Origin of the sequence: Caballeronia sp. GAFFF2 (assembly GCF_023631485.1) — a bacterium.
Lineage (GTDB): Bacteria > Pseudomonadota > Gammaproteobacteria > Burkholderiales > Burkholderiaceae > Caballeronia.
Window position 1 is genome coordinate 105,188 of the sequence record NZ_JALQDA010000023.1, and the last position, 24,559, is coordinate 129,746.

The 24,559-nt window shown below is 62.8% G+C and carries 20 protein-coding genes; 5 read left to right on the forward strand and 15 right to left on the reverse strand.

All coding sequences use genetic code 11. The annotated features are described in order from the left end of the window. Window positions 1-7 precede the first annotated feature (7 nt). From flgK to flgB, 11 genes are all read right to left on the reverse strand, one after another. Window positions 8-1,933 (reverse strand): flagellar hook-associated protein FlgK, encoded by a 1,926-nt coding sequence (gene flgK / locus NCT04_RS14045; protein ID WP_244826550.1) that lies wholly within the window; start codon window positions 1,931-1,933, stop codon window positions 8-10. Between the two features lie 352 nt (window positions 1,934-2,285). Then, window positions 2,286-3,038, reverse strand: a complete 753-nt coding sequence (locus NCT04_RS14050; protein WP_244826551.1) for a flagellar brake protein — start codon at window positions 3,036-3,038, stop codon at window positions 2,286-2,288. A gap of 308 nt (window positions 3,039-3,346) precedes the next feature. Then, a complete protein-coding gene (gene flgJ, locus NCT04_RS14055; protein ID WP_250466042.1) occupies window positions 3,347-4,387 on the reverse strand; it encodes a flagellar assembly peptidoglycan hydrolase FlgJ in 1,041 nt (346 codons plus the stop codon). Window positions 4,388-4,400: 13 nt separating this feature from the next. Then, window positions 4,401-5,528, reverse strand: coding sequence for a flagellar basal body P-ring protein FlgI (locus NCT04_RS14060; RefSeq protein ID WP_244826553.1), 1,128 nt, complete (start codon window positions 5,526-5,528; stop codon window positions 4,401-4,403). Window positions 5,529-5,534: 6 nt separating this feature from the next. Beyond that, window positions 5,535-6,230 carry a flagellar basal body L-ring protein FlgH gene (locus tag NCT04_RS14065; RefSeq protein WP_244826554.1) on the reverse strand — a complete coding sequence of 232 codons (696 nt, stop codon included), beginning with the start codon at window positions 6,228-6,230 and terminating at the stop codon, window positions 5,535-5,537. A gap of 27 nt (window positions 6,231-6,257) precedes the next feature. After that, on the reverse strand, window positions 6,258-7,046 hold the full coding sequence (gene flgG, locus NCT04_RS14070; protein ID WP_244826555.1) for a flagellar basal-body rod protein FlgG: 789 nt from the start codon (window positions 7,044-7,046) through the stop codon (window positions 6,258-6,260). Between the two features lie 33 nt (window positions 7,047-7,079). Beyond that, a complete protein-coding gene (flgF, locus tag NCT04_RS14075; protein WP_244826556.1) occupies window positions 7,080-7,832 on the reverse strand; it encodes a flagellar basal-body rod protein FlgF in 753 nt (250 codons plus the stop codon). 34 nt (window positions 7,833-7,866) lie between these two features. Continuing rightward, window positions 7,867-9,084 carry a flagellar hook protein FlgE gene (gene flgE / locus NCT04_RS14080; RefSeq protein WP_244826557.1) on the reverse strand — a complete coding sequence of 406 codons (1,218 nt, stop codon included), beginning with the start codon at window positions 9,082-9,084 and terminating at the stop codon, window positions 7,867-7,869. 27 nt (window positions 9,085-9,111) lie between these two features. Continuing rightward, window positions 9,112-9,843 carry a flagellar hook assembly protein FlgD gene (locus NCT04_RS14085; protein ID WP_250466045.1) on the reverse strand — a complete coding sequence of 244 codons (732 nt, stop codon included), beginning with the start codon at window positions 9,841-9,843 and terminating at the stop codon, window positions 9,112-9,114. An 11-nt stretch (window positions 9,844-9,854) separates the two neighbouring features. Continuing rightward, entirely contained in the window at window positions 9,855-10,280 is a 426-nt protein-coding gene (gene flgC / locus NCT04_RS14090) for a flagellar basal body rod protein FlgC (protein ID WP_244826559.1), read from the reverse strand. A 14-nt stretch (window positions 10,281-10,294) separates the two neighbouring features. Further along, complete coding sequence (flgB, locus tag NCT04_RS14095) at window positions 10,295-10,798, reverse strand: flagellar basal body rod protein FlgB (RefSeq protein WP_244826560.1); 504 nt, start codon at window positions 10,796-10,798, stop codon at window positions 10,295-10,297. A gap of 461 nt (window positions 10,799-11,259) precedes the next feature. Between flgB and flgA the strand changes: the two genes are divergently transcribed. From flgA to flhA, 5 genes are all read left to right on the forward strand, one after another. Then, complete coding sequence (gene flgA, locus NCT04_RS14100; RefSeq protein WP_250466047.1) at window positions 11,260-12,747, forward strand: flagellar basal body P-ring formation chaperone FlgA; 1,488 nt, start codon at window positions 11,260-11,262, stop codon at window positions 12,745-12,747. A 303-nt stretch (window positions 12,748-13,050) separates the two neighbouring features. After that, window positions 13,051-13,374: a flagellar biosynthesis anti-sigma factor FlgM gene (gene flgM / locus NCT04_RS14105; RefSeq protein WP_244826562.1), complete on the forward strand. Its 324-nt coding sequence runs from the start codon at window positions 13,051-13,053 to the stop codon at window positions 13,372-13,374. 109 nt (window positions 13,375-13,483) lie between these two features. Further along, window positions 13,484-13,918: a flagella synthesis protein FlgN gene (locus tag NCT04_RS14110; RefSeq protein WP_250466048.1), complete on the forward strand. Its 435-nt coding sequence runs from the start codon at window positions 13,484-13,486 to the stop codon at window positions 13,916-13,918. 681 nt (window positions 13,919-14,599) lie between these two features. Continuing rightward, the gene (gene flhB, locus NCT04_RS14115; RefSeq protein ID WP_244826564.1) at window positions 14,600-15,808 is read left to right on the forward strand and encodes a flagellar biosynthesis protein FlhB; all 1,209 of its coding nucleotides are present in this window, start codon (window positions 14,600-14,602) and stop codon (window positions 15,806-15,808) included. Next, the gene (flhA, locus tag NCT04_RS14120; protein ID WP_250466049.1) at window positions 15,805-17,901 is read left to right on the forward strand and encodes a flagellar biosynthesis protein FlhA; all 2,097 of its coding nucleotides are present in this window, start codon (window positions 15,805-15,807) and stop codon (window positions 17,899-17,901) included. Before flhB ends, flhA begins: the two co-directional genes overlap by 4 nt. Here flhA and NCT04_RS14125 read toward each other — a convergent pair. From NCT04_RS14125 to gcvP, 4 genes are all read right to left on the reverse strand, one after another. After that, window positions 17,882-18,778, reverse strand: coding sequence for a DUF7946 domain-containing protein (locus tag NCT04_RS14125; protein ID WP_250466051.1), 897 nt, complete (start codon window positions 18,776-18,778; stop codon window positions 17,882-17,884). The two genes, flhA and NCT04_RS14125, sit on opposite strands and share 20 nt — an antisense overlap. A 182-nt stretch (window positions 18,779-18,960) precedes the next feature. After that, window positions 18,961-20,349, reverse strand: a complete 1,389-nt coding sequence (locus tag NCT04_RS14130; protein ID WP_250466053.1) for an L-serine ammonia-lyase — start codon at window positions 20,347-20,349, stop codon at window positions 18,961-18,963. 33 nt (window positions 20,350-20,382) lie between these two features. Then, window positions 20,383-21,429, reverse strand: coding sequence for an alginate lyase family protein (locus NCT04_RS14135; RefSeq protein WP_250466296.1), 1,047 nt, complete (start codon window positions 21,427-21,429; stop codon window positions 20,383-20,385). Between the two features lie 172 nt (window positions 21,430-21,601). Then, entirely contained in the window at window positions 21,602-24,532 is a 2,931-nt protein-coding gene (gcvP, locus tag NCT04_RS14140) for an aminomethyl-transferring glycine dehydrogenase (RefSeq protein ID WP_250466055.1), read from the reverse strand. Window positions 24,533-24,559: the final 27 nt, after the last annotated feature.

Sequence of the window (24,559 nt, forward strand, 5' to 3'; positions counted from 1 at the left end):
AAATGCCTCAGTTAAAGATGCCAAGCAGCGTCTGAAACAGCGTCGAAGCCGTCTGAATCACTTTGCTGTTCGCCTGATAAAGCTGCTGATACTGCATGAGGTTCGCCGCTTCCTCGTTCAGGTTCACGCCCTGCACGGACTGTTGCGCCGATGTCGCCTGACTGAGCAGCGCCGTTTGGGACGAGCTCGTGCTCTTCAGCTGGTTCGTCTGGTTGCCGATCTGGTTCACGTAGTTCGCATAGGAATTCGTGAGCGTGTCGGTGCCGTTCATCGACTTGGTCGACACCAGGTTCGACATGGTGAGCGCGTTGCTGCCGTCGCTCGTGCCGCCCGTGTTCGGATTGATGTTGAACACGTCCGTATTGGCCGGCTTGCCGCTGATCGTCGCGCTGATGCCGTTCGACGTGACAGTGAGCCCCTTCGACGAATCGTAGGGAATGGTCGTGTTGGCCGGGTAATTCGTGGTGCCCACGGTCACCGCGACATTCGACGTGAAGCCGCCCGCCGTCGAGTTGTACGTGAGCGCGATAGCCGAAGGCGTGCTGTAACCCGCCGCGACCGTCGCCGAGGAAATCGTGGCCGTACCGGTGTTCGCGGTCGCCGCCGATGTCACCGCGGGCGAAGCGGCCGCGATCGCGGAGCCGTTGGTCGTCGCGAGCTGGAAGTTGTCGAGCGAGGCGCGCGTCGGCTGAATGGAGAACGAGTCGCCCGCTTGCATCGTGCCCGACGGCGTGATCTTCAGACCGTCGAACGCGTTGGGCGGCGTGAAGCTGCCGAGCGCCTTGCCGCTCTGGGTATCGGTCACGTCGAAGCCGGTGCCGTTATAGGTGACCGTGAGATCGCTGGACGTGGGCTGCGTGGCATCGGAGAACTCGGCCGTGACCGTGCCGGTGCCCTTGTTGCGCGCGTCGGCGTAGACGGTGGGCGAACCCGCCGAGAAGAGCGCGCCGCCAGCCTGGCCGTTCAGATCGAGGCCGAGCGAGTTCTGTCCGTTCAGTTGCGCGGCAAAGCTCGTCGCAATCGCGCCGAGTTGCGCTTGCGCCGGATCGAGCGTTTGCGAGCGAAAGTCCATCAGGCCGCCAACCACGCCGCCCGACAACGCGCTGGTATCGAGGTATTGCGTCTGCGCGGCGGTCGGCGTCGTGCCGTCCTTGCTCTTGAACGCGACCGTCAATTCGCTCGGGTCAGTCGGCGATGTCACCGTCTGCAATGCCGAAGCCGTGCCGCCGACGACGAGCGGCTGTCCGTTACCGACGAAGATGTTGTAGTTGCCATCCGTTTGCACGACCTGCACGCCGACCATCGAGCTGAGACTCGCGACGGCCTGATCCCGCTGATCCATCAACTGATTGGGCTGCTGACCTTGCGCGCTGGCGACGTTGATCTGCTTGTTGAGATCAGCGATCTGTTGCGTGTAGCTGTTGATCGACGAGACCGCGCTCGTCAGTTGCGTGTTGACGCTCGAACGCAACTGGTCGTATTGCTCACCTGCCGAATTGAGCTGATTCGCGAGCGTCTGCGCGTTGCTCATGAGCGACTGGCGCGACGACGTGCTGCTCGCCGAATTCGCCACCGACTGCATGCCCGAAAAATAGTTGCTGATGCCGGTTGCGATACCGGTGGTCGGGTCGCCAACGAGGTTGTTCAGCTGCGAGATCAACGAGTAATAGGTGTTGGCGGCGCTGCTCGACGCGGTCGTGTTGTTGACCTGCGTGGTCAAATACTGGCTGTATTGACGCGTGACGGTAGTCGTCTGCACGCCGCTGCCGAGATAGCCGGAACCCGTGTACTGTCCCGACGACTCCTGAAACGAAGCCTTTTCGAGCGTATAGCCGGGCGTCGCCGCATTGCTGATGTTCTGCCCGGTGACTGTCAGGCCCCATTGAGCCGCATTCAGTCCCGACAGGCCGATATTGAAGATGTTGTTGGACATGCGTTGATCCTTGTCTTGGCGGCGATGGCGTCATGCAACGCCGCCGGATAGCTGCCTTGTTTATCGGCGAAGCGCCGGGAAAGTTGAGCGTTTCGGCAAACGTTCGCGGACCGGTTCTTCAACGCGGATACCGTGGACGGTTTGCTCGACTTGGGCATTATCGGGCGCGTCGTGCAAGCGCAATTTGGCGATTTGAAGGGGGTTTTGGGGCTTATTCGGATTCGATTCCGGCGGGCGCTTTTAGCTGTATCGCGACGCGAGGGAATGGAAAAAGCCGGGAAACCTTGCAGCAGGACGGGCGGCGCTCAGAGCAGCGCCGCCGCGAGGGATGAAACCAATATGAACGGCCGCCTTACTTCGCCAGCGCGCGCCGCTTCATTTCCAGTTGCGTAATGAGCCGCTGCAGCGTGTTTTCCGCCGATCCCGGCATCGAAATGAATTTGAAGCCGAGCGTGAAGCGGCGATCTCCCTTGGCCGTCGTCGATTCCCTGTGCGACACCAGCTTGATATCCACGGTCACCTTGCCGGTGGTCGTGAAGTGCAGTTCGGCATCCTGAATCACGATGCCCATCTCCAGGTCGGCCACGCGTTCGTCCGTGGTTCGCAACGCGACGCCGCCGAGCGAAAGATCATGCACTTCGAAGCGAAAGCGCTCGCCATCCGGCAGCGAACCGCTGCAAATGTAGGGGTCGAGCACCGGCGCTTCGACGCGAAAATATTCGCGACGCTGCATGTAGTAAAGCACCGGCGGAAACTCGGCCTCGAAAGCGGGACGTCCGTCGAACACGGTCTCACGCGCGGCGCCCGTGGTGAATTCGAGTCGCACGCCGTCCGGCGCCGAACTGAAAATCAGCTTGGGCGCAGCCAGCACGTGACGATTCTGTTCCGCCATGCCGCCCCAGTCGAACGTAAAGCGATGTCCCGTAACATCGACGTCCAAAAGGCGCGTAACAATCTGCCCGTCACCGTATTGCGCGGTCAAAAAGTCGCCGCGATGGGCAAGGTTGCGCAACGACACACCGATCTCCAGCGGATTGCGTCGTCCAAAGTCCACGATCGGCGCAATGTCGTCGTCGGCGAAGTCCTGCATGTGATTGATATTCATTGTGCTGGCCGTATTCATTGGTCGCGTACCGTCCATTTCCGCTACGCCACGTGTCGAACCGGCTCACCTTCGAACCGGCAGTTTCTTCTTAGGGATAGCGGCAAACTGCCAGCAAAGTTTAGACAGGCAGCCCCGAAAAATATGTGGCGCGCCGTCCCTACGAGGACTAAAACGTTTGCACATGCACGAAGCAGGCCAAAGAGCGCGCATGGCTCTAAATCAACGTATTGAGCGCCGAGCGCAAAAAGGCAGGATCGTTCCGCCGTTGACGAAACGCCTGCCTTTCGGTCGAATTCGAAAACGCTTCGTCAGGCGATCTGACGCATGATCGAGATCAACTTTTTCGCGTATTGGGGATCGGTCGCGTAGCCTGCCTTTTGCATGCCGTGCGCGAAGCCCGCGACATCGCGCGATGCCTCCACGACCGGCGCGTAACGCGGATTGTTCTTGATGACGCTCGCGTAGTCGGTGAGCGCGGCTTCGTAGGAATCGTAGGCGCGAAAGCGCTCCACGACCTTCTTCGGCTGACCGTTGACGTATTCCGTCGTTACCGAATCCACTGTCTTGCCGGTCCAGCTCGACGTCGCCTTGATGCCGAAAATGTTGTGGCTCGTCGCGCCGTTCGCGTACTTGATCTCGCGCTTGCCCCAGCCCGATTCCAGCGCCGCCTGGCCGATGATGAAGCGCGCCGGAATGCCCGTTGCCGCGCTCGCGGCTTGCGCGGGCGTGGCCAGCCGTTCGACGAACGCGTTGACCTTGTCCGAACCGTTGCCGCGCACGCCCGGATCGAGCGCGTCGGCGCCCGTGTAGCCGTTGCCGCTGTTGAGCGATGCGCCGCTCTTGTTGGCCTGCGCCGCGGCGTAGGCCTTGGCCATTGCGTTCATTGCGGCGATGTTGCCCGCGTTCGCGTCGCTGCTGCCGCCGCCGCCCGACAGCGCGTTCATCGCGTTCATGCCGTTTGCCGCGCCGCCCGTGGCCAACGTGTCCTTGATGCCCGCCGTGCGCATGAGTTGCTTGTACATCGCGTCCGCCACCCCAATACCCTTCGACGACATCTGCTGCGACAACTGCTGGTCGAGCATCGCCGTGAACGACTTCGTATCGTTCGACTCGAAGGGGCTGTCCGAGGGCGTCGCATCGCGCATGCTCTTGAGCATCATCGTCGTGAAGACCGCATCGAACTGCTTGGCTGCCGCCTTCAAACCCTGTTGCGGCGATGCGTTGGCCTGCGCGCGCAACGCGTCGAAGCCCTGCGTATCGAGCGCGAAGCGGTTGGTCAGGTTCGACAGTCCGCCCGTCTCGGTAGATGCCAATGCCGTGTTGGCGATACCGCTCGAAGTCGAGTTCATGTGCCGTCGTCCCTTAGATGATTTCGAGGTCGGCGCGCAGTGCGCCCGCCGCCTTCATCGACTGAAGGATCGAGATCAGATCGGCCGGTGTCGCGCCGAGTGCGTTCAAGCCCTTCACCACGTCCGCCAGATTCGCGCCCGCCGAAAGCATCTTGAGCGCGCCGCTATCCTGCTTCAACTGAATCGACGATTCCTTCGCGGCGACCGTCTGGCCGTTCGAGAACGCGTTCGGCTGGCTCACCGCCGTTTTCGTGTTGATGACGACCGACAGGTTGCCGTGAGCGACCGCGCAATTCTGCAGCGTGACCATCTGATTCATCACGATGGAGCCGGTGCGTGCATTCAGAATGACCTTGGCCGCGGCTTGCGCCGGACGCACGTCGATGTTTTGCAATTGCGCCATGAACGAGACCTGTTCGCTCGCTTCGGACGGCGCGCGCAACTGAATCGTGCGGCCGTCGAGCGCGAGCGCCGTGCCCGTGCCGAACTGGTTGTTCACGGCCGCGACGATGCGCTGGGTCGTGTCGAAATCCATCTCGCGCAGTTCCATCTGCATGGTGCCGCCTTGTTGCAGCACCGTGCTCTGCACTGCGCGTTCGACGAGCGCGCCGCCGGAAATGCGGCCCACCGCGAGTTGATTGACCTGCACCTTGCTGCCGTTCGCACTTGCGCCCGCGCCGCCGACGACGAGGTTGCCCTGCGCCATCGCGTAGACCTGACCGTCCGCGCCCTTCAGCGGCGACATCAGCAAGGTGCCGCCGCGCAGGCTCTTGGCGTTGCCGAGCGAGGATACGGTCACGTCGATCGCTTCGCCGGGACGCGCGAACGGCGGCAACGTGGCCGTCACCATCACGGCGGCGACGTTCTTCAATTGCATGTTCGACGTGGTCGCTGAATTCACCGTGATGCCCAGGTTGCCGAGCATGTTGGTCAAGCTCTGTGTGGTGAACGGCGTCTGCATGGTCTGGTCGCCCGTGCCGTCGAGACCGACGACGAGGCCATAACCGATCAGCGGATTGTCACGCACGCCTTGAAAGGAGACGAGGTCTTTCAGGCGCTCGGCGTGCGCATGCGGAACGGAGCCGATGGCGACGACAGCAGCCGCGAGCGAGAACGAGAGGAAGCGAAGGAGCGAATTCATGATCGGTCAGAACGGCGCGACGTTGAGGAAGAAGCGCTGGAGCCAGCCCATGTTTTGCGCTTCGTCGATATAACCCTTCGCCGAATATTCGATCTTCGCATCGGCGATCTGCGTGGAGTAGACCGTGTTGCTGCCCGAGATGGTCGTCGGATTGACGACGCCCGAGAAACGCACGTATTCGTTACCCTGGTTGATGAGCATCTGCTTTTCGCCGCTGACCATCAGATTGCCGTTCGACATCACTTCGGTGACGGTGACGGTGAGCGTGCCGCTGAACGTGTTGGCCGCGCTTGCGCCGCCGCCCGCCGTGAACTTGTTGGCGCCCGTGGCCGACAGGTTCGTGTTGTTGAAGAGGCCGCCGAAGACGCCCGGCACGGTCGGCACGGCGAACGCGCCCGTGCCGGTGCGGTTGGTGTTCGCCGCCGACGACTTCGTCGCGTTGACGTTTTCCGAGATCACGATGGTCAGGATGTCGCCGACGTTGCGCGGACGCTGATCTTCGAACAGCGGCCGGCCCGCATAGCCCGCGTTGTAGATCGCGCCGGGCGAACGCGTGCCGATGGGCGGCTGCGGCGGACGCGCGGTCATCGGCTGCTGGATGATCGGTTCCTTCGGCACGAGGCCGCAAGCGGCAAGCGCCGCGCCGAGCGCGAGAAGCGATGCAAGGCGTGACGCGCGAACGATAGTGTTGAGTGGCGACATCTTGATGATCCGTTTAATGCTTCTGCGTCAAACCTGCATCTGGGAAAGCGTCTGCAGCATCTGGTCGGACGTGGTCACGGCCTTGCTGTTGATCTCGTAGGCGCGCTGCGTCTGGATCATGTTGACCAGTTCCTGCACCACGTTCACGTTCGACGCTTCCACATAGCCTTGTTGCAGCGAGCCCGTGCCATTCAGGCCCGGTTGCGAAACGTTCGGCGCGCCCGAGCTGCCCGTTTCGGCGAAGAGGTTTTCGCCCTTCGCTTCGAGACCGGCCGGGTTGATGAACGACGCGAGCGTGATCTGGCCGACCGTCGTGCTGGCCGTGCTGCTCGGCTGCGTGACCGAGACCGTGCCGTCCGAGCCGATGGTGATCGCGGTCGCGTTTTGCGGAATCGTGATCGCCGGATTCAATTGATAGCCGCTCGACGTGACGAGCTGGCCTTGCGCGTTGGTCTGGAACGAACCGTCGCGGGTATAGGCGGTCGTGCCGTCGGGCATCGTCACCTGGAAGAAGCCTTGACCGTTGATCGCGACGTCCTTCGAGTTGCCGGTCTGTTGCAGGTTGCCCTGCGTGTAAAGGCGTTCGGTCGCGACTTGCTGCACGCCGGTGCCGAGCTGGCTGCCCGACGCGAGTTCGGTTTGCTGCGTGGAGTTCGCGCCCGGCTGACGCACGGTCTGATAAAGCAGATCCTCGAACACCGCGCGCGAGCCCTTGAAGCCGTTGGTGCTCACGTTGGCGAGGTTGTTCGAGATCACGTCCATCTGCGACTGCTGGGCATTCATGCCGGTCGCGGCGATATAGAGGGAGCGGTTCATGTCGTTCGTTTCCTAATGTCTTGGCTGTGCGGCTTAGCTGAAGTTCAGCAGCTTGTTCGCCGATTGTTCGTTCTGGTCTGCGGATTCCATCAGCTTGGTCTGCATCTGGAACTGGCGTGCGTTGGAGATCATCGAGACCATCGCGGAGACCGGGTTCACGTTGCTGCCTTCGAGCGAGCCGCCTGCCACGACCACATTCGGGTCCGCTTCGGCGGGGTCGCCATCGGCGGTATGGAAGAGGCCGTCATCGCCGCGCGACAGCGTCGACGGATCGGGATTCACGAGCTTGAGCTGATCCACCGTCGCGATCGCCGTGGGCGGATCGCCCGGAATCAGCGCTGACACCGTGCCGTCCTTGCCGACCGTCACTTCCGCGCCCGGCGGAATGGACAGCGGGCCGCTCGTGCCGAGCACCGGCAAGTTGTTCGCCGTGACGAGCTGACCGTTCTGATCCACGTGCAGATTGCCGGCGCGCGTGTAGGCCTCGTTGCCGTCGGCCGTTTGCACGGAGAGCCAGCCGGGTCCCTGAATCGCGACATCGAGCGGATTGCCCGTTTGCGAGATCGGGCCTGCCGAGTAGTCCGCGTTCGGCGTGGACGAGAGCACGAAAGTGCGCGTCGTGCCATCGGCGGACTGGTTCTCGAACGACATCGGCACTTGACGGAACGCCGCGAGTTGAGCCTTGAAGCCCGTGGTCGATGCGTTCGCCAGGTTGTTCGCCACGACGCTCTGTTGTTCGAGCGCCTGGCTTGCGCCGGTCATCGCGGTGTAGATCAGACGGTCCATGAATCGCTTCCTTCCTTGACTGACTTGGCGACGCTTACAGGTTGATGACCGCTTGGTCGACGGCCTGCTGCGTCTTGATCGTCTGCGCGTTCGCCTGATAGTTGCGCTGCGCGGTGATCAGGCTCACGAGTTCGCTCGTCAGATCGACGTTCGAGTCTTCCACCGCGCCGCCTTGCAGCACGCCGTGGTTGGTCGAGCCCGGAACCGCGACCTGCGCCGCGCCCGAAGCCGCCGTCTGCGCGTAGACGTTGCCGCCCAGGTTCTGCAGACCGTTCTGGTTGTTGAAGTTGGCAATCGCGATCTGGCCGAGCGACTTGGTCTGGCCGTTCGAGTAGTTGCCCGTCAGCATGCCGTCCGTGCCAACCGTGAAGCCGGTCAGTTCGCCCGTGCTGTTGCCGTCCTGATGCAGATTCGCGAGACCGCTCGTCGCGCCGTATTGCGTCGTGCCGGTGAGGTCGAGCGTGAGCGACTGCGTGGTCGTGCCGCTCGGGTCCGCGCCGTTGGGAATCGTGAAGGTGTATTTCGGGCTGCTCGTCAGGTTGCCCGACGTATCGAACGTGACCGCGCCGAGATCCGACTTTTGCGTGACCGGATCGCCGTAACCCGCGAACGCCTCCCACGAGCCCGTCGCGGACTTCGTGAAGTACACCGAGACCTTCTGCGTGCCGCCGAGCGAATCGTAGGCATCGACCGAGGTCGAGGCGTTGTACGTGTTGCCGTTGGTCGGATCGAACGCGGCCTTGTCCTTCACTGCGTCCTGCGAATTCAGGTTGAACGACGCGGTGATGGTCTTCGTCGCGGTCGGCGCGATATTGGCCGTCGGCACCGACAGCGGCACCGTGCTTGCGCTGTTGACCACACCGTTCGAATCCGCCGCGTAGCCCATCAGTTGCAGGCCGGCCGAGTTGACGATCTTGCCGGTGTTGTCGAGGTGGAACACGCCGTTACGCGAGTACACGGTCGAACCGTTGTTCGACAACTGATAGAAACCGTTGCCGTTGATGGCGACGTCGAGCGCCTGGTTGGTCGTCGTGATCGTGCCTTGCGAGAATTGCTGCTGCACTTCGGACAGGCGCGTGCCGATACCGATCTGGTTGCTGACGGCGGTGGCCATCGAGCTTGCGTACATATCGGCGAATTGCGCCTGGCCTTGCTTGAAGCCGACCGTGTTCGCGTTCGCGATGTTGTTGCCGATCACGTCGAGGTCGCTCGATGCAGCGCCCAAACCGCTCAGTGCTTGTTGATAGCTCATGTGTTTCTCTCTGGAATGTCTGTTTGTTTAAAGAATCGAGGCGACGCTCGACAGTGCGACCGTGGAGCCGTTCGCGAGCTTGAGACCCGGTGCGCCGCCCGTCATCTGCACGACGCTCTGGACTTGCGAGGCCGCGAGCGTGGTCGCCGTTGCCTGCTGGCCGTTGATCGTGCCTTGCGCGGTGATCGTGTAAGTGCCGTCGGCGAGCGTGTTGCCCTTCGAGTCGACCGGCTTCCAGCCCGAGACCGGCACGACGCCTGCGCTCTGCGCGCCGAGGTCGAGCGTGTTGACGATCTGGCCGGACGAGTTCTTGACGACCACCTGAAGGTCGCTCACGTCGTTGGCGAGCTGCACGCCGAAAGTCGACGACGCGCCGCTCGATACCGACACGTTGCTGCCCGAGGCGAGCACGGTCGAACCGATGAGCATCGCCGCTTGCGTCGACTGGCCGGCGGAAAGCTGCGTGGCGAGCGAGGACAGCGACGTGTTCAACTGACCGATACCCGACACCGTGTTGATCTGCGCGAGCTGCGAAGTCATCTGCGAGCTGTCGGCGGGGTTGGTCGGGTCCTGGTTCTTCAACTGCGTCACGAGCAGCGTGAGAAAGGTGTTCTGCAGGTCCGATGCGGACGTGCCCGAAGTCGAACTGGAGCTCGAGCTGGACGACGTCGAGGAAGCCGACGACGCGCCGTTCATGGTGTCGAGGAGCGTCTGCGACACCGTGGTGCCGTTGCTGCCGATGGTTGTGCTGGTTGTCACGTTATGTTCCTTCAGGTTCCAATGGTGAGGGTCTTGAGCATCAATTGCTTCGCGGTATTGAGCGTTTCGACGTTCGCCTGATAGGAACGCGACGCGGACATCATGTTGACCATTTCCTGCACCGGATCGACGTTCGGCAGCGTCACGTAGCCGTCCGCGTTCGCCGCCGGGTTGCTCGGGTCGTAACTGGTTTTCATCGGGCTCGGGTCGTCGATCACGCCGGTGACCTGCACGCCGCCGACTTGCTGGCCGGAGCCGCTCTTCGCGCCGCCGAGCGGATCGACCGCGAACACGACCTGCTTCGCCTTGTACGCCTGGCCGTCGGGGCCAGTGGTGCTGTCCGCGTTGGCGAGATTCGACGCGGTGACGTTCAGGCGTTGCGCCTGAGCCGACATCGCCGAACCGGCCACGCTGAAAATGTTCATCAAAGAAGGCATGGTTTTCTGGCTCCTTAACTGTTCGACGTGATCGCCGAAAGCATCGACTTGATCTGCGAACTCAACACCGTCATGCCGGCTTCGAAGTGCAGCGCGTTGTCCGCGAATTGCACGCGCTCGGCGTCGAGATCGACCGTATTGCCGTCGAGCGACGGCTGGTTCGGCACGCGATAGGCGAGGCGGCCGTAGTCGTCGCTCGAACCGCCGGATGCGGTGAGCGTCGAAGTGCCCGACATGTGGCCGCGCGCCGTGACCGCCATTGCCGCGCCAGCGCTCACGCTGACCGGCTGCGCCATTGCCAGCGTGCCGGTGCTGCTCGTGCCCGCGCTGCTCGCCGTGCCAGTGGCGCCGCCTTTCTTCAGCGCGCCGGCAAGGGCGGACGAGAAATCGACGTCGCGCGCTTTGTAGCCCGGCGTGTCCGCGTTGGCGATATTCGACGAAAGCAGTTCCTGCCGATACGCGCGGACATCGAGCGCTTCGCGGCCGAAGGCGAATTCCTTGTCGAGTTTGTCTAGCATCACCGTCCTCTACAGATGTTTGGTTCGGGTCCGGCATCGCCAAGACCTTTTTGCATGACACGAATATTAGGAGCGGCGCGCAACAACTAATCCGACGAATAACCGGGAAACGGGGCCTCTATTCGACGCTTGATCGCCGCGCGGTCTATCTAGAATCTGGTTCGTGGTCGAAAGGAATGGTTTGGGAGTCGAAGCGGCTGTGATGTTCGTGGGACTTCGGGTGGATGGGCGCGGCCACCGTGGCATTGCGGCGGGTTTGTCCAGCGATGTGCAGTTGCCGTCTTGTCCGCGCCCCGGCCTGGGCAGGACGAGTCAGTCGAATGGGAGTGCCGCCGTGGAAATCGCGGCGTGTCGTTAGCGGTTTGCAGTCGCCGTCCTGTCCGCGCCCCCGCAAAGGGCAGGACGGCTCAATCGAATCAGAACGCCGTCGCGGCATTCGCGGCGCGCGAGGGAGAGAGGTAATGAGCAGGTCCGCCAGTCATTCGTCGAAGGCTCTTGCCCGCGTCGCCGCGATGGAGCGCCGCGTGCAGAAGGCGTCGTCGCTTGCGCGACGCTCGGCGGCTGGCGTGGCCCTCCTGTTCGTCGGGGCCGCTGGTTTTGGCTTTACGGCGAGCGCTTACGCGCAGCAGGACGATGGTCCCATCGTCATTCCGGGCAACGCGGAGACGAATCCGGCAGCCGCGGCGGAAATGGCGAAGGGTCTCAAGACCGCGAAAGCCGCGCCCGCGACTGCGCCCGCACCGGTGGCGGCCGTTTCTCCGGCAGCAATTTCATCCGCGATGATGTCGCGCCCGAGCGGCTACGGCGATGCCAGCAAAGCCGCCGATGCCGCCATGCGCCACGCCGCGCTCGCGCTCGAAGCGCGCGCCGAAGCCGCCGACGACGCCATGGACGACGCAAGCGGCATGATCGTCATTCCCGGTCCGGGCGAAGCGAAGGCGCAAACGGGCGTTGTATCGGCGCGCGCGGCGGCCTCTGCTAATCAGAATGCAGTAAGCGGCGCGATGGGCGCGCCCGTTTCCAAGGTTGCCGATGCTCCGGGCGCCGCTCAAACCGCAGCTCAACCCGATACCGCCGCGAACGCGAATCTGCGCAGAGTCGCCTCCGTCACGCCATCGCGCGATGTGATTCCCGTGGTCGTCACCCGCGACGACGCCATTCCCGCCCGCAACGGCGCCGTGCGTCCAATCGCGGCAGGCACGACGGCGCCCGTTTCCAGCGCGGCATCGCCGATGAAGCGCGTCAGCTTCAATCCGTCCGCCGCGGCGGGAGCCGCCGCAGCGCCCGCCGCGACGACGCTGCCACAGGCGAACGCCACCGGCGCCACCGTCCAGGACGGCGAGAGCATTCGCGCGGCTGCCGTGGCTTTTCTTCAGCAACAAACCGCCGGACTGCCGGGCAAGGTCGAGATCACCGTGACGCCTGCGTTCCCGCGAGGTCTCGCGCCGTGTTCGTCGATCGATCCGTTCATGCCGACCGGCGCACGGCTCTGGGGCCGTATGACAGTGGGCGTGCGCTGCGTCGGCGAGCGCCCGTGGACGCTCTATCTGCAAGCGCGCGTGGCGATCAACGCGACTTACTACACGGCGGCGCGCGCGATCGCTCCCGGCGAGATGCTCGGTCAGGGCGATGTGGTCGCCCACGAAGGCGATATCACCGCGATGCCGCAGGCCACGGTCACCGATCCCGCGCAAGCCGTGGGCGCAATCGCGCTGTCGCGCGTGCCGGCGGGGTTGCCGCTGCGCACCGACATGCTGCGCGCCGCCAGCTCGGTTGCGGTCGGCCAGACGGTGCACGTCGTCACGGATGGCTCCGGATTCTCGATTTCCGCCGAAGGCAGCGTGATGAACAACGCCGCGCCCGGCCAGCAAGTCCGCGTGAAGACGGCCAACGGACAGATCATTACCGGCATCGTGAAGGACAGTCAGACCGTCGAGATACGGATGTGAGACGGCTTGAGGCAGAAATCTGCGAATCAGGTCGTGAAAGACAGTAAGACCGTCGAGATGCATGACCGAAGGTGGCTTTTTTCGGCGCTCCATCGTCCGAACGAATCGGTCTGAAAGAGCCGCTAGAGCCCTTATGTGGACCAGATAACAGTTTGTTTCACTTTGTTGCAATTCCTCTGAAGCCCGCCCCGTAAGGCTTTGCGGGCGACGAGCGAGTCGATGCCCCGTATGGGTCCCCCGGTTGGGTAAAGTTTCCAAACACCCCCGCCGATAAAGGACTCAACAAGTACGGGAATAGACATCGTGAAAATCGAATCGAATAGCAACATCGCACTGGCTGGAATTCAAGACGCTACGCAACGTGCATCGCAAAACGACGCCAAGAGCGCTTCTAGCGTGGCGCAAGCCGGCACGACCGCCGCGCAGAACTCGAAAGTGAGTCTGTCATCGCTGTCGTCGGGTTTGCGCGCGTCGAACAGCGCCGACGTCGATACGGCGAAAGTCGATTCGATCAAGGCTGCACTGCGCGACGGCAGCTACAAGATTGACGCCGGCAAGATCGCCGACGGCATGCTGAGTTCCGCGCGCGACATGCTGCAAACCAGAACCGCGCCCGCTGGCGCCTGAGTTCTCTCTCCGCCGCGCCCGCTTTCGCTTCGAAAGCAGACGCGCAACGGAACCGGAATTCGACGGCGGCAGGCGCATTGTGAAACCCGCGTTTTTTTAGCGAGCTGCAATGAGAGACGCCCTGCTGTCCACCGTTACCGAAGAAGTCGCCGCCGTTCTGGCGTTCGAAGCCCTCCTCGCCCACGAGGAAAAGGCGCTGATCGCCGCGCAGCCGCTCGAAGCGCTGCCTGGAATCATCGAGAACAAGACCGAGTTGACCGAGCGCATCGCCGCGCTCGAGAAAGATCGCGACGCGCATTTGCACGCGCTCGACCTGCCGGGCGGTTTCGCCGGCATGGAAGTCGCCGCTCAGGGCGATGCGCGCATCGCCGAGCAATGGGCGTTGTTGTGCGCGGCCGCTCGCCGTGCGCGTCAAGGCAACAACAACAACGGCGTGCTGATCCGCACGCGCATGGAATACAACCGCAAGGCGCTCGCCGCGTTGCAGGTTGCGCCGTCGAAGGCGGGCTTTTATGGGCCGGATGGGCGGTTGCCGGGAGCTTGAGGATTTGTTGGAGGGTTGCATTTGACGGGTGCGCTTTCGGGCCGGCGCGGCTTGCTCCGCTGGCACTCGGTAAACGACAGCCGTTCTTTCCAACGCTTTCCCGGGCTTCTTGTCTCGATCGGGGCGCACGTCGCTTGGCGCTCCTGGCTGGCGGCCGAGGCTGGTTATCTGTCGGCGGGTTGGTTTTTCGACGCGGTCGCGCCTGATTCGATCGCCGGCTTGCTGACGCCTCTGGCTCTTGCGAAAGCCCGCTGTTTTGCAGTCGTTCGAAGCTCCGCGCAGCCTCTAGCCGGGCGGGCGCGATGAACGATCCGCGCCTTTCGAACCGTCGGCACGTGATTCCGGCGAGTGTGCCGATGGCCGCAGCGGCAAGCGTCGACGCTTCCTTTCACCGATTAGCCTCGCACTTCTTTGGGCGTCGGAGCTTGCTTTAGTCCGCTTGCGTCCGACTTTCGGCGAATGCCAACGCTTACATGCAGTCGGCGCGGCACATCGCCGGATCAACGCTTCCGCCGCGCGGCGCGTCCGTTCCAACGCCTCTCATCACCCGAATAAACCCCCTTTCCCCGGCCTTATCCGCCGATGGTGGCTCGACGTCCTCCGCAATAATCGCTTTCATCAAGAAGCGGCTTCGCGCCGCGTGCATGGCGATTAACGCAGTCGAACCGGAGTCGAAGCGCGGTGGCAGAAGAAAGCGATCTCGAAAAAACCGAATCAGCCACTCCCAGGCGCCTCGAAAAGGCGCGGGAGGAAGGCCAGGTTGCGCGCTCGCGGGAACTCGCATCGTTCGCGCTCCTCGCGGCGGGATTTTTCGGGGTATGGGGTTTGTCGGGTCCGATCTACGGTCATCTGCAAGGCATTCTGCGCGGCGCGTTCACCTTCAATCACGAGAACGTGCTCGATACTCACCAGATGATGATCGGCGCCGCCAACGCCAGCAAGGAAGGCATGCTCGCCATGCTGCCGGTGCTCGCGCTCACCGCCGCCGCCGCGCTCGCCGCACCCATGGCGCTCGGCGGCTGGCTCATCACCACGAAGCCGCTTGCCCCGAACTTCGGCCGGCTCAATCCGATCAGCGGCCTCGGCAAGATGTTCTCGTCGAACGGTCCGATCCAGCTCGGCATGTCGATGCTGAAAACCGTGGTCGTCGGCGGCATGGCGGGCTCGGCCATGTGGAGCCGCAAGGCCGAAGTGCTCGGTCTTTTGACCAAGCCGCTCGACCTCGCGCTCGCCGACGCCATGCATCTGCTGTTCGTGTGCTGCGGCATGGCCATCGGCGGCCTCTTTCTCGTCGCCGCCGTCGATGTGCCGTATCAGCTTTATTCGCACGCGAAGAAGCTGCGCATGAGCAAGGAAGAAGTGAAGCGCGAACACAAGGAAAGCGAAGGCGACCCGCACGTGAAGGGCCGCATCCGTGCGCAACAACGCGCCGCCGCCCGCCGTCGCATGATGCAGGCAATTCCGACCGCCGATGTCATCGTCACCAACCCGACGCACTTCGCCGTCGCGCTCAAATACGCCGATGGCGAAATGCGCGCGCCGAAGGTCGTCGCCAAGGGTGTGGATCTGGTGGCCGCGCGTATCCGCGAATTGGGCCGCGAGCATAACGTGCCGCTACTCGAAGCGCCGCCGCTTGCGCGTGCGCTCTATCACAACGTGGAAATCAACCGCGAGATTCCGGGCGCGCTGTACGGCGCTGTCGCGCAGGTGCTGGCGTGGGTTTATCAGCTGCGCCGGTATCGCGAAGACGGCGGCGCCAAGCCGGACGATCCGTCCGATCTCGAAGTACCGAAAGAACTCGACAAGGGCAGCGTCTCCGACGCCGATGCCGAACAAGAAGCCGCCGATGTACTCGGCGCCGATGACACCTCGAATGGAGCCGCAGCATGAACGCGCGCGCTGGATTTTTCGCCAAACGGCCCGACGCGCTCGGCACGCAGAATTTGCGCGCGCTCGCCGGTCCGATCCTGATCTGCATGATCCTCGGCATGATGATCTTGCCGTTGCCGGCGTTCCTGCTGGATCTACTGTTCACCTTCAACATCGCGCTTTCGGTGATGGTGCTGCTCGTCAGCATGTACACACAGAAGCCGCTCGACTTCGCGGCCTTCCCCGCCGTGCTGCTGTTCTCGACGCTGCTGCGCCTGTCGCTGAACGTGGCGTCCACGCGGATCGTGCTGCTCGAAGGTCATACCGGCCCGGACGCTGCCGGTCAGGTGATCGAATCGTTCGGCCACTTTCTCGTTGGTGGCAATTTCGCCGTGGGTATCGTCGTCTTCGTGATTCTGATGATCATCAACTTCATGGTGATCACGAAGGGCGCGGGACGTATCGCGGAAGTCGGCGCGCGCTTCACTCTCGACGCGATGCCCGGCAAGCAAATGGCCATCGACGCCGACCTGAACGCCGGCCTCATCAACGAAGAAACCGCGAAGAAGCGCCGCACGGCGGTGGCGCAAGAAGCCGAGTTCTACGGTTCGATGGACGGTGCGAGCAAGTTCGTGCGCGGCGACGCGATCGCGGGCTTGCTGATCATGGTGATCAACATCGTGGGCGGGCTGATAGTCGGCATGCTTCAGCACGACATGGACTTCGGCCACGCGGCGACGAACTACACGCTCCTGACTATCGGCGATGGCCTCGTCGCGCAGATTCCTTCGCTCATCATTTCGACGGCGGCGGGCGTGATCGTGTCGCGCGTCGCGACCGAGGAAGACATCGGTACGCAGTTGACCGGCCAGTTGTTCCAGAACCCGCGCGTGTTGATGATCACGGGCGTGATCATCGGCGTGATGGGGTTGATTCCGGGCATGCCGCACTTTGCGTTCATACTGCTCGGTGGCGGCTTGATCTACGCCGCGCGTTCGATGAACAAGCGCGCCGAAGCGAAGAAGAAAGCCGGCAACGTTACGGACATCACGCCGGTCGCGGCCGCGCCGGTGGAGAATGCCGAAGCGAGCTGGGACGATGTCGCGCTGATCGATCCGCTCGGCCTCGAAGTGGGCTACCGGCTGATTCCGCTCGTCGATCGCAATACGGATGGAGAATTGCTCAAGCGTATCAAGGGCATTCGCAAGAAGTTCGCGCAGGAAATCGGGTTTTTGCCGCCTGTCATTCATATTCGCGACAACCTGGAATTGCGGCCGAATGGGTATCGCATTGCGCTGAAGGGCGTGGAAGTGGGCGTTGGCGAAGTGTTTCCGGGACAGTGGCTCGCGATCAATCCGGGGCAGGTGTCGGTGACTTTGCCGGGCCCGCAGACGCAGGACCCGGCGTTCGGCTTGCCGGCAGTGTGGATCGACACGAATATGCGCGAACAGGCGCAGGTTTATGGCTACACGGTCGTCGACGCCAGCACGGTGGTCGCGACGCATTTGAATCATCTCGTCGTGACGCACGCGGCGGAATTGCTTGGGCGTCAGGAAGTGCAGGCGTTGCTGGATCGTATTGGCAAGGACACGCCGTCGCTCACCGAGGATCTCGTGCCGAAGACCATTTCGCTCACGCTGTTGCAGAAGGTGCTGCAGAATCTGCTCGACGAGAGCGTGCCGATTCGCGACATGCGCACCATTCTCGACGCGGTGCAGGAGCACGCGCCGCGACTCGCCGATCCTTACGAGCTTACGGCCGCGGTGCGCCTTGCGCTCGGCCGCGCAATTTCGCAGCAGTGGTTTCCGGGCACCGACGACCTTCAGGTGATGGGCCTCGATCCGATGCTGGAGCGTGTGTTGTCGCAGGCGCTTTCGACGGGCGCGAACCCTGGACTGGAGCCGGGGCTTGCGCAGACGCTGATGAACTCGACGCAGAACGCGATGCTGCGTCAGCAGAACTTGGGCTTGCCGCCGGTGCTGCTCGTGCAGCATTCGCTACGCGCGATGCTTGCGCGGTTCCTGCGTCGAAGTCTGCCGCAGTTGAAGGTGCTTTCTTATGCGGAAGTGCCGGATACGCGGAATGTGAAAGTGGTTAATTTGATTGGGGCTTGAGGTGTGGGCCGGCCGCGCTTCGGCTTTGCTCCGCTGTGTCGGAGATATACAGTTTGCTAGGATTGCCGTCCGCGTCGAGGTCTGCCTTGGCGAGAAAGCGCAGCGAGATTGCGCAGGCCATCGCCTCGACATAGGGATTGTTGGGGCGGTTGAAGATGGGGTCGGTGACGATGGCCGGAATGCGTGACGGCTCGCCTTCGAGCGTCACCTTGCACGCGCCGGTCGCCATGTCGAACTCGGAGATGAGGCCGTCGTACGTGGCCAGATGATCCGAGAGAACGGCTTCGGCATCGGCGAATGCCTGCTTGTGCCCAGAGTCGAGCGTGACGAAGGCGCAATCGCTGGCATACAAGTCGATGCGGTTGCAGCTTCGGCCAATAGGACTTAATGCCTGTCGTGCGGCGGAGCGGAGAGATTCGGCGAGTTTCTCGATCGTTACCATCATCTTCTCGATGGTCATTGCGAAGCGCTGACTTTCGAGCTGATTGTTGTGCAATGCCTGTTGCAACGTATCTTTCAGGAATTCCATCAGGTCTTCGTCTCCGTTCCGAGCTTTGCGTGACAACACGTACTGAACGACCGCGGCTAGCAGCGCGCCGAACGCGCCGGACCACAAGTCCTTGCTCGTCGCCAAGGTTTTGATCATCGCTAGGACCTCGAAGCAATTATGTTCCGCTACGGGAACCGCCATGACTCTAATTTCCAGCGAGTCGAGATGCCGGGCGATCTTACCTGTTCTGAGGACGTTTGCGCAGATAGCGAAGATGCGAGCGAAGCCCTGAATCGACTGGCCTAGCTGATGGAGTTCGATCTCGTGTTGCTCGGCTTCGTTGCCTTCATATCGAACGGTGATGAAAACGGTGCTGTCTGTACTCATGAAACGCCATTCCGTTGCTTGACCCAATGAGACGAAAGCGCGGAGCCGCTACTCCGGTCTGCGCGACAGTCGATACATGGTCATGCTAAGCACGGAGAATGGCGTTGAGAAGCTGCCGGATGGACGACTGGTGGGAAAACGTGTTTCATGATTCGCGATGAAAGCGGTGAAGGCGAAACGCCTCAACACTCCACGATATTCACCGCCAACCCACCCCGCGAAGTCTCCTTATACTTCGTCTTCATATCCGCCCCTGTCTCGCGCATGGTTTTAATGACCGAATCCAGCGAAACATAATGCGATCCATCGCCACGCATCGCCATGCGCGCCGCGTTGACGGCCTTCACCGATCCCATCGCGTTACGTTCGATGCACGGAATCTGCACCATGCCGCCCACCGGGTCGCACGTGAGCCCAAGGTTGTGCTCCATGCCGATTTCCGCCGCGTTCTCCACCTGCGCGGGCGTGCCGCCCATCACCGCCGCAAGTCCCCCGGCGGCCATCGAGCACGCAACGCCCACTTCGCCCTGACATCCCACTTCCGCGCCCGAAATCGACGCGTTCATCTTGTAGAGGATGCCAATGGCCGCCGCCGTCAGCAGAAAATCGATCACGCCCTGCGCATTCGATCCCGGCAAAAACCGATCGTAGTAATGCAGCACCGCCGGAATGATGCCCGCCGCGCCGTTCGTAGGCGCTGTCACCACGCGGCCGCCAACCGCGTTCTCTTCATTCACGGCGATGGCGTAGAGGTTGATCCAGTCCATCATCGATAGCGGATCGCGCAGCGCCTGCTCGGGTTTGCCGGCGAGCGCGCGATACAACACCGGCGCACGCCGCTTCACCTGGAACGGACCCGGCAGATGCCCATCCGCATCCGGATTGCCGATGCCGCAGCCGCGCGCGACGCAATCCTGCATCACGTCCCAGATTCGCAACAAGCCCGCGCGAATCTCGTCCTCGCTGCGCCACACGCGCTCGTTTTCCCACATCAGTTGCGCGATGGACTTGCCCGAATCGGCGCACATCTTCATCAACTCATCGCCCGTCTTGAAGGCGTAGGGCAAGTGTTCGATGGCCGTGAGCACCGCCGTGTTCGCCGCGCCCGCCGTCACCACGAAGCCGCCGCCCACCGACAGATACGTCGCCTCGCGCAACGGCTCGCCGCTCGCATCGAATGCGTGCAGCTTCATGCCGTTCGGATGCTCCGGCAACGCCTGCCGATAGAACGCAATATTCTCCTTCAGCGTGAACGGAATCTTGTGCGTGCCGAGCAGCGCGAGCGTCCTGGACGTGCGTACGGTTTCGAGGCGCGGCGCGATGGTGCCCGCATCGACCGTGTCGGGGGCATCGCCCATCAAGCCGAGCATGACGCCGCGGTCCGTGCCGTGGCCTTTACCCGTCGCACCGAGCGATCCGTACAGCTCGCATTTCACCGATGCCACCGCGTCCAGCAGCCCATCGCGTTCGAGCCCTTGCGCGAACATCAGCGCAGCGCGCATCGGGCCCACGGTATGTGAGCTCGAAGGTCCGATGCCGATCTTGAAGAGGTCGAATACGCTGACTGCCATGAATGCTCCTTGCTTGAGCTGCTTGAGACGGGATCATCGCGCCGGCAACGGCAGACACACCGCGAGCCACGCAGGCGGCGTCGGCGCGAGCCGCAACGCCACCGGCGCATAACGGCCGTCGAGACGCGCCGCGAGATGAAAGAGTTCCGCCGAGTTCTTCGGGTCCCACTGACCCGAGAATCCCGGCAATCCGGCTTCGCGACGCTTGGCATCGAAAGGCACGGTCGAATGCACGAATTCGTCATGCGTGCGGGTGCCGAGCGCATAAGGCGTAAGCCAGTTGAGCGCTTGCGCGAGCGTTGCGCCCGACTGCGCGCGCTCCGGCAGCCAGTTGCGGTTATGCCGTCGCGCGGCCAGCGCCGCCGTCACGAGCGGCTGAAGATCGTAGGTGACGTAGCGCAAGGCATCGCGTTCGGCGAAATCGACGGTCGACCCATCCGGCGCGATGTTGTCGCCGATATGCTCGACGAACAGCCGCTGCGCCGCGTTGATGAGCTTGCGGTCGTCGATGGTGAATGCGCCCATCGCCACCAGCTTCACGCGATGACTCTGCCAGTTGTTCCGATACGTGCCCGTGAGCGGGCGCTTCTGCTTGTCCATGTCGGCGACGTAGCCCGTCACCATCTTCGTGATGAACGCGTTCGCCGTGTTGCGCGTCTTCACCGGCAACGCGCTCGCGGTCAGATCGTAGGCGAGGATCAGCGACTCGAAGTTGGTCTCGTCGATCGGATTGAAACTCGGCTGATACGTTGTCGTCCACGCGAACAGAAAGCGGTCGACGAGACGCAGATAACGCTCGTCGCCGGTCGCGCGCCAGGCGAGCGCGGCATCGCGCATCAAGCCGAGATCCTTTTCGGCTTCGATGCTCTCGTCGCGTATGCCTTCGTGCGGCAGCGTGCCTTCGGTATGCAATTTCGCGAGCGGCTTCGGCTGGTCGTTGACGTGCGATTGCACCATCTGCACGAGCGCCTTCACGCCGGGATCGGCATTGGTGCGCTCGCTCGTCTGCATGGCGGGCGCGGCACAGAAATTCATCGCCGCATGCGCGGACGGCGCGGTGCAAGCCAACGCCCACAGCATGAATCGCGCGGCATGGAAGCGCTTCGTCTCGTTCACCTCTCGCACCCTTGTCGCCATATGAACTCCCTGTTTTGGCTTTTGGTCCGGGGTGAGATGTTAGCCCTTCTGACTCGCGCTGCAAAACCGCCCGACAATGCTTGACGTTTCCGGGCAGTTGCGCGGTTTTGATCGATTACTCGTCCGTGTACTCCGAGATCGGCACGCACGAGCACATCAGATTGCGGTCGCCATACGCGTTATCCGCGCGGCCAACCGGCGACCAATACTTGCGCGTCACGAGCGACTTCAGCGGATACGCCGCCGCTTCACGCGTATACTTGTGGTCCCACGTATCCGACGTAACGACCGCCGCCGTGTGCGGCGCGTTCTTCAGCACGTTGTCTTCGCGATCCGCGCTGCCTTCTTCCACCGCGCGAATCTCGTTGCGAATGGCGATCATCGCGTCGATGAAGCGATCCAGCTCTTCCTTCGACTCCGATTCGGTCGGTTCCACCATCAGCGTGCCGGGCACCGGAAAGCTCATCGTCGGCGCGTGGAAGCCGTAGTCGATCAGACGCTTGGCCACGTCTTCCACCGAGATGCCGCTCGATTCCTTGATCGGCCGGACATCGAGAATGCATTCGTGCGCGACGAGCCCGCCCGGCCCGCTATACAGCACCGGATAATGCGGCGCGAGGCGCTTTGCGACGTAGTTGGCCGCGAGAATCGCGCTTGCCGTCGCGGCGGTGAGACCTTCCGCGCCCATCATCGCGATATACATCCACGAGATCGGCAAGATTGCGGCCGAGCCGTAAGGCGCCGACGATACCGCGCCGATGCCCGCGTGATCGCGCCTGTAACCGGTCGAAGCCTGATTCGGCAGAAACTTGGCCAGATGCGCGCCAACCGCGACCGGACCCACGCCCGGTCCGCCGCCGCCGTGCGGAATGCAGAACGTCTTGTGCAAGTTCAGATGCGAGACATCGCCGCCGAACTGGCCGGGCGCGGTGAGGCCGACCATCGCATTCATGTTCGCGCCATCGACATACACCTGGCCGCCGTGCGCGTGCACGATCTCGCAGATTTCGCGGACGTTGCGCTCGAACACGCCATGCGTCGACGGATACGTGATCATGATCGCCGCGAGATTCGCCGAATGCTTTTCGGCCTTCGCCTTCAGGTCTTCGATATCGACATTGCCGTTCGTATCGCATGCAACGACGACGACCTGCATGCCCGCCATCTGCGCCGAAGCCGGATTCGTGCCGTGCGCGGACGCCGGAATCAGACATACATTGCGATGCCCTTCGCCGCGCGACTCGTGATACGCGTGAATGATGAGCAAGCCGGCGTATTCGCCCTGCGAACCGGCGTTCGGCTGCAACGACACCGCCGCATAGCCGGTGCACGCGACGAGCATCTGTTCGAGCTGATCGATCATAGTGCGATAGCCGACCGTCTGTTCCGCAGGCGCGAATGGATGAATCTGCGCGAACTCGGGCCACGTCACCGGCAGCATTTCGGAGGTCGCATTGAGCTTCATCGTGCAGGAGCCGAGCGGGATCATCGTGCGGTCGAGCGCGAGGTCCTTGTCCGCGAGACTGCGCAGATAGCGCAGCATTTCGTGCTCGGAATGATGGCGATTGAAAACCGGATGCGTGAGGTATTCGCTCGTGCGCTTGAGATCTGCGGGCAATGGATCGGCAAGCGATGCATCGAGCGCGTCGATATCGAACGTCTCGTTCTTGCCCGCGACTTCGGCGAACAGCGCGAAGAGCTTCGTGAGATCGTCGCGCGTCGTGGTTTCATCGAGCGACACACCGACGCGATTCGCGCTCACATGACGCAGATTCACATGCGCGGCGTAAGCGGCCTGATGCAGCGCGTTGGTGCTCGCGCCGCTTTCGATGGTCACGGTATCGAAGAACGTGTCGTTGGTGAGCGCGTAGCCGAGCTTTCGCACGCCCGCCGCGAACACCGACGCGACGCGATTCACGCGCAGCGCGATGGTCTTGAGGCCCTGCGGGCCGTGATAGACCGCGTACATGCTCGCCATGATCGCGAGCAGCGCCTGCGCCGTGCAGACATTCGACGTCGCCTTTTCGCGGCGGATATGCTGTTCGCGCGTTTGCAGCGCGAGACGCAGCGCGGAATTGCCTTGCGCGTCGATAGTCACGCCGACGAGACGGCCCGGCATCTGACGCTTGAATTCGTCGCGCACGGCCATGTACGCCGCGTGCGGACCGCCGAAGCCTACCGGCACGCCGAAACGCTGCGTATTGCCGATAGCCACGTCCGCGCCCCATTCGCCCGGCGGCGTGATGAGCGTGAGCGCCAGCAAGTCGGCTGCGGCGATCACGTAACCGCCCGCCGCATGCACCGCTTCGGCGAGCGCGCGGTAGTCGCGAACGTCGCCATTCGCGCCGGGATATTGCAGCAGCACGCCGAATGCGTTCGCGCTCGCGGCATCCGCGGCCGGTCCCACGTGCACGTCGATGCCCGCCGGCTTAGCGCGTGTCTTCACCACTTCGATGGTCTGCGGCAGCACGTCGTCGGCCACATAGAACACGTTCGATTTCGGCTTGCCGACGCGTTGCAGAAGCGTCATGGCTTCGGCGGCGGCAGTGGCTTCGTCGAGCAGCGACGCGTTCGAGATGGCGAGACCCGTGAGATCCATCACCATCTGCTGAAAGTTCAGAAGCGCTTCCAGACGCCCTTGCGAAATCTCGGGCTGATACGGCGTATAAGCCGTGTACCACGCCGGATTTTCCAGCACGTTGCGCAGGATCACGCCCGGCGTGTGCGTGCCGTAATAACCCTGGCCGATATACGTGCGAAACACGAGATTCTCGTTCGCCAGCTTGCGCAGCGACGCGAGCGCTTCCGCTTCGCTTTTCGGCTGCGTGAACGCGCCGAGCGGCAGCGTTTCCTGACGGCGGATCGATTCCGGAATCACCGCGTCGATGAACGCCGCGCGCGATGCGAACCCGAGCGCGTCGAGCATGGCGCGCTGATCGGCATCGTCGGGACCGATGTGCCGTGCCGCGAATGCGTCATGGCATTCGAGCGCGGCGAGGGACAGGGAGGTGCGGTTCATCAGGTGATCCGGATGTTCGAGCTTCATGTGAATTCCTGCAAAGCGGCCGGTTGG

Bases quoted from the DNA above. Each gene is read 5' to 3' on its own strand.
- flgK (WP_244826550.1), bottom strand. From the start codon at position 1,933: ATGTCCAACAACATCTTCAATATCGGCCTGTCGGGACTGAATGCGGCT.
- NCT04_RS14050 (WP_244826551.1), bottom strand. From the start codon at position 3,038: ATGAATATCAATCACATGCAGGACTTCGCCGACGACGACATTGCGCCG.
- flgJ (WP_250466042.1), bottom strand. From the start codon at position 4,387: ATGAACTCGACTTCGAGCGGTATCGCCAACACGGCATTGGCATCTACC.
- NCT04_RS14060 (WP_244826553.1), bottom strand. From the start codon at position 5,528: ATGAATTCGCTCCTTCGCTTCCTCTCGTTCTCGCTCGCGGCTGCTGTC.
- NCT04_RS14065 (WP_244826554.1), bottom strand. From the start codon at position 6,230: ATGTCGCCACTCAACACTATCGTTCGCGCGTCACGCCTTGCATCGCTT.
- flgG (WP_244826555.1), bottom strand. From the start codon at position 7,046: ATGAACCGCTCCCTCTATATCGCCGCGACCGGCATGAATGCCCAGCAG.
- flgF (WP_244826556.1), bottom strand. From the start codon at position 7,832: ATGGACCGTCTGATCTACACCGCGATGACCGGCGCAAGCCAGGCGCTC.
- flgE (WP_244826557.1), bottom strand. From the start codon at position 9,084: ATGAGCTATCAACAAGCACTGAGCGGTTTGGGCGCTGCATCGAGCGAC.
- flgC (WP_244826559.1), bottom strand. From the start codon at position 10,280: ATGCCTTCTTTGATGAACATTTTCAGCGTGGCCGGTTCGGCGATGTCG.
- flgB (WP_244826560.1), bottom strand. From the start codon at position 10,798: ATGCTAGACAAACTCGACAAGGAATTCGCCTTCGGCCGCGAAGCGCTC.
- flgA (WP_250466047.1), top strand. From the start codon at position 11,260: ATGAGCAGGTCCGCCAGTCATTCGTCGAAGGCTCTTGCCCGCGTCGCC.
- NCT04_RS14110 (WP_250466048.1), top strand. From the start codon at position 13,484: ATGAGAGACGCCCTGCTGTCCACCGTTACCGAAGAAGTCGCCGCCGTT.
- flhA (WP_250466049.1), top strand. From the start codon at position 15,805: ATGAACGCGCGCGCTGGATTTTTCGCCAAACGGCCCGACGCGCTCGGC.
- NCT04_RS14125 (WP_250466051.1), bottom strand. From the start codon at position 18,778: ATGAGTACAGACAGCACCGTTTTCATCACCGTTCGATATGAAGGCAAC.
- NCT04_RS14130 (WP_250466053.1), bottom strand. From the start codon at position 20,349: ATGGCAGTCAGCGTATTCGACCTCTTCAAGATCGGCATCGGACCTTCG.
- NCT04_RS14135 (WP_250466296.1), bottom strand. From the start codon at position 21,429: ATGCTGTGGGCGTTGGCTTGCACCGCGCCGTCCGCGCATGCGGCGATG.
- gcvP (WP_250466055.1), bottom strand. From the start codon at position 24,532: ATGAAGCTCGAACATCCGGATCACCTGATGAACCGCACCTCCCTGTCC.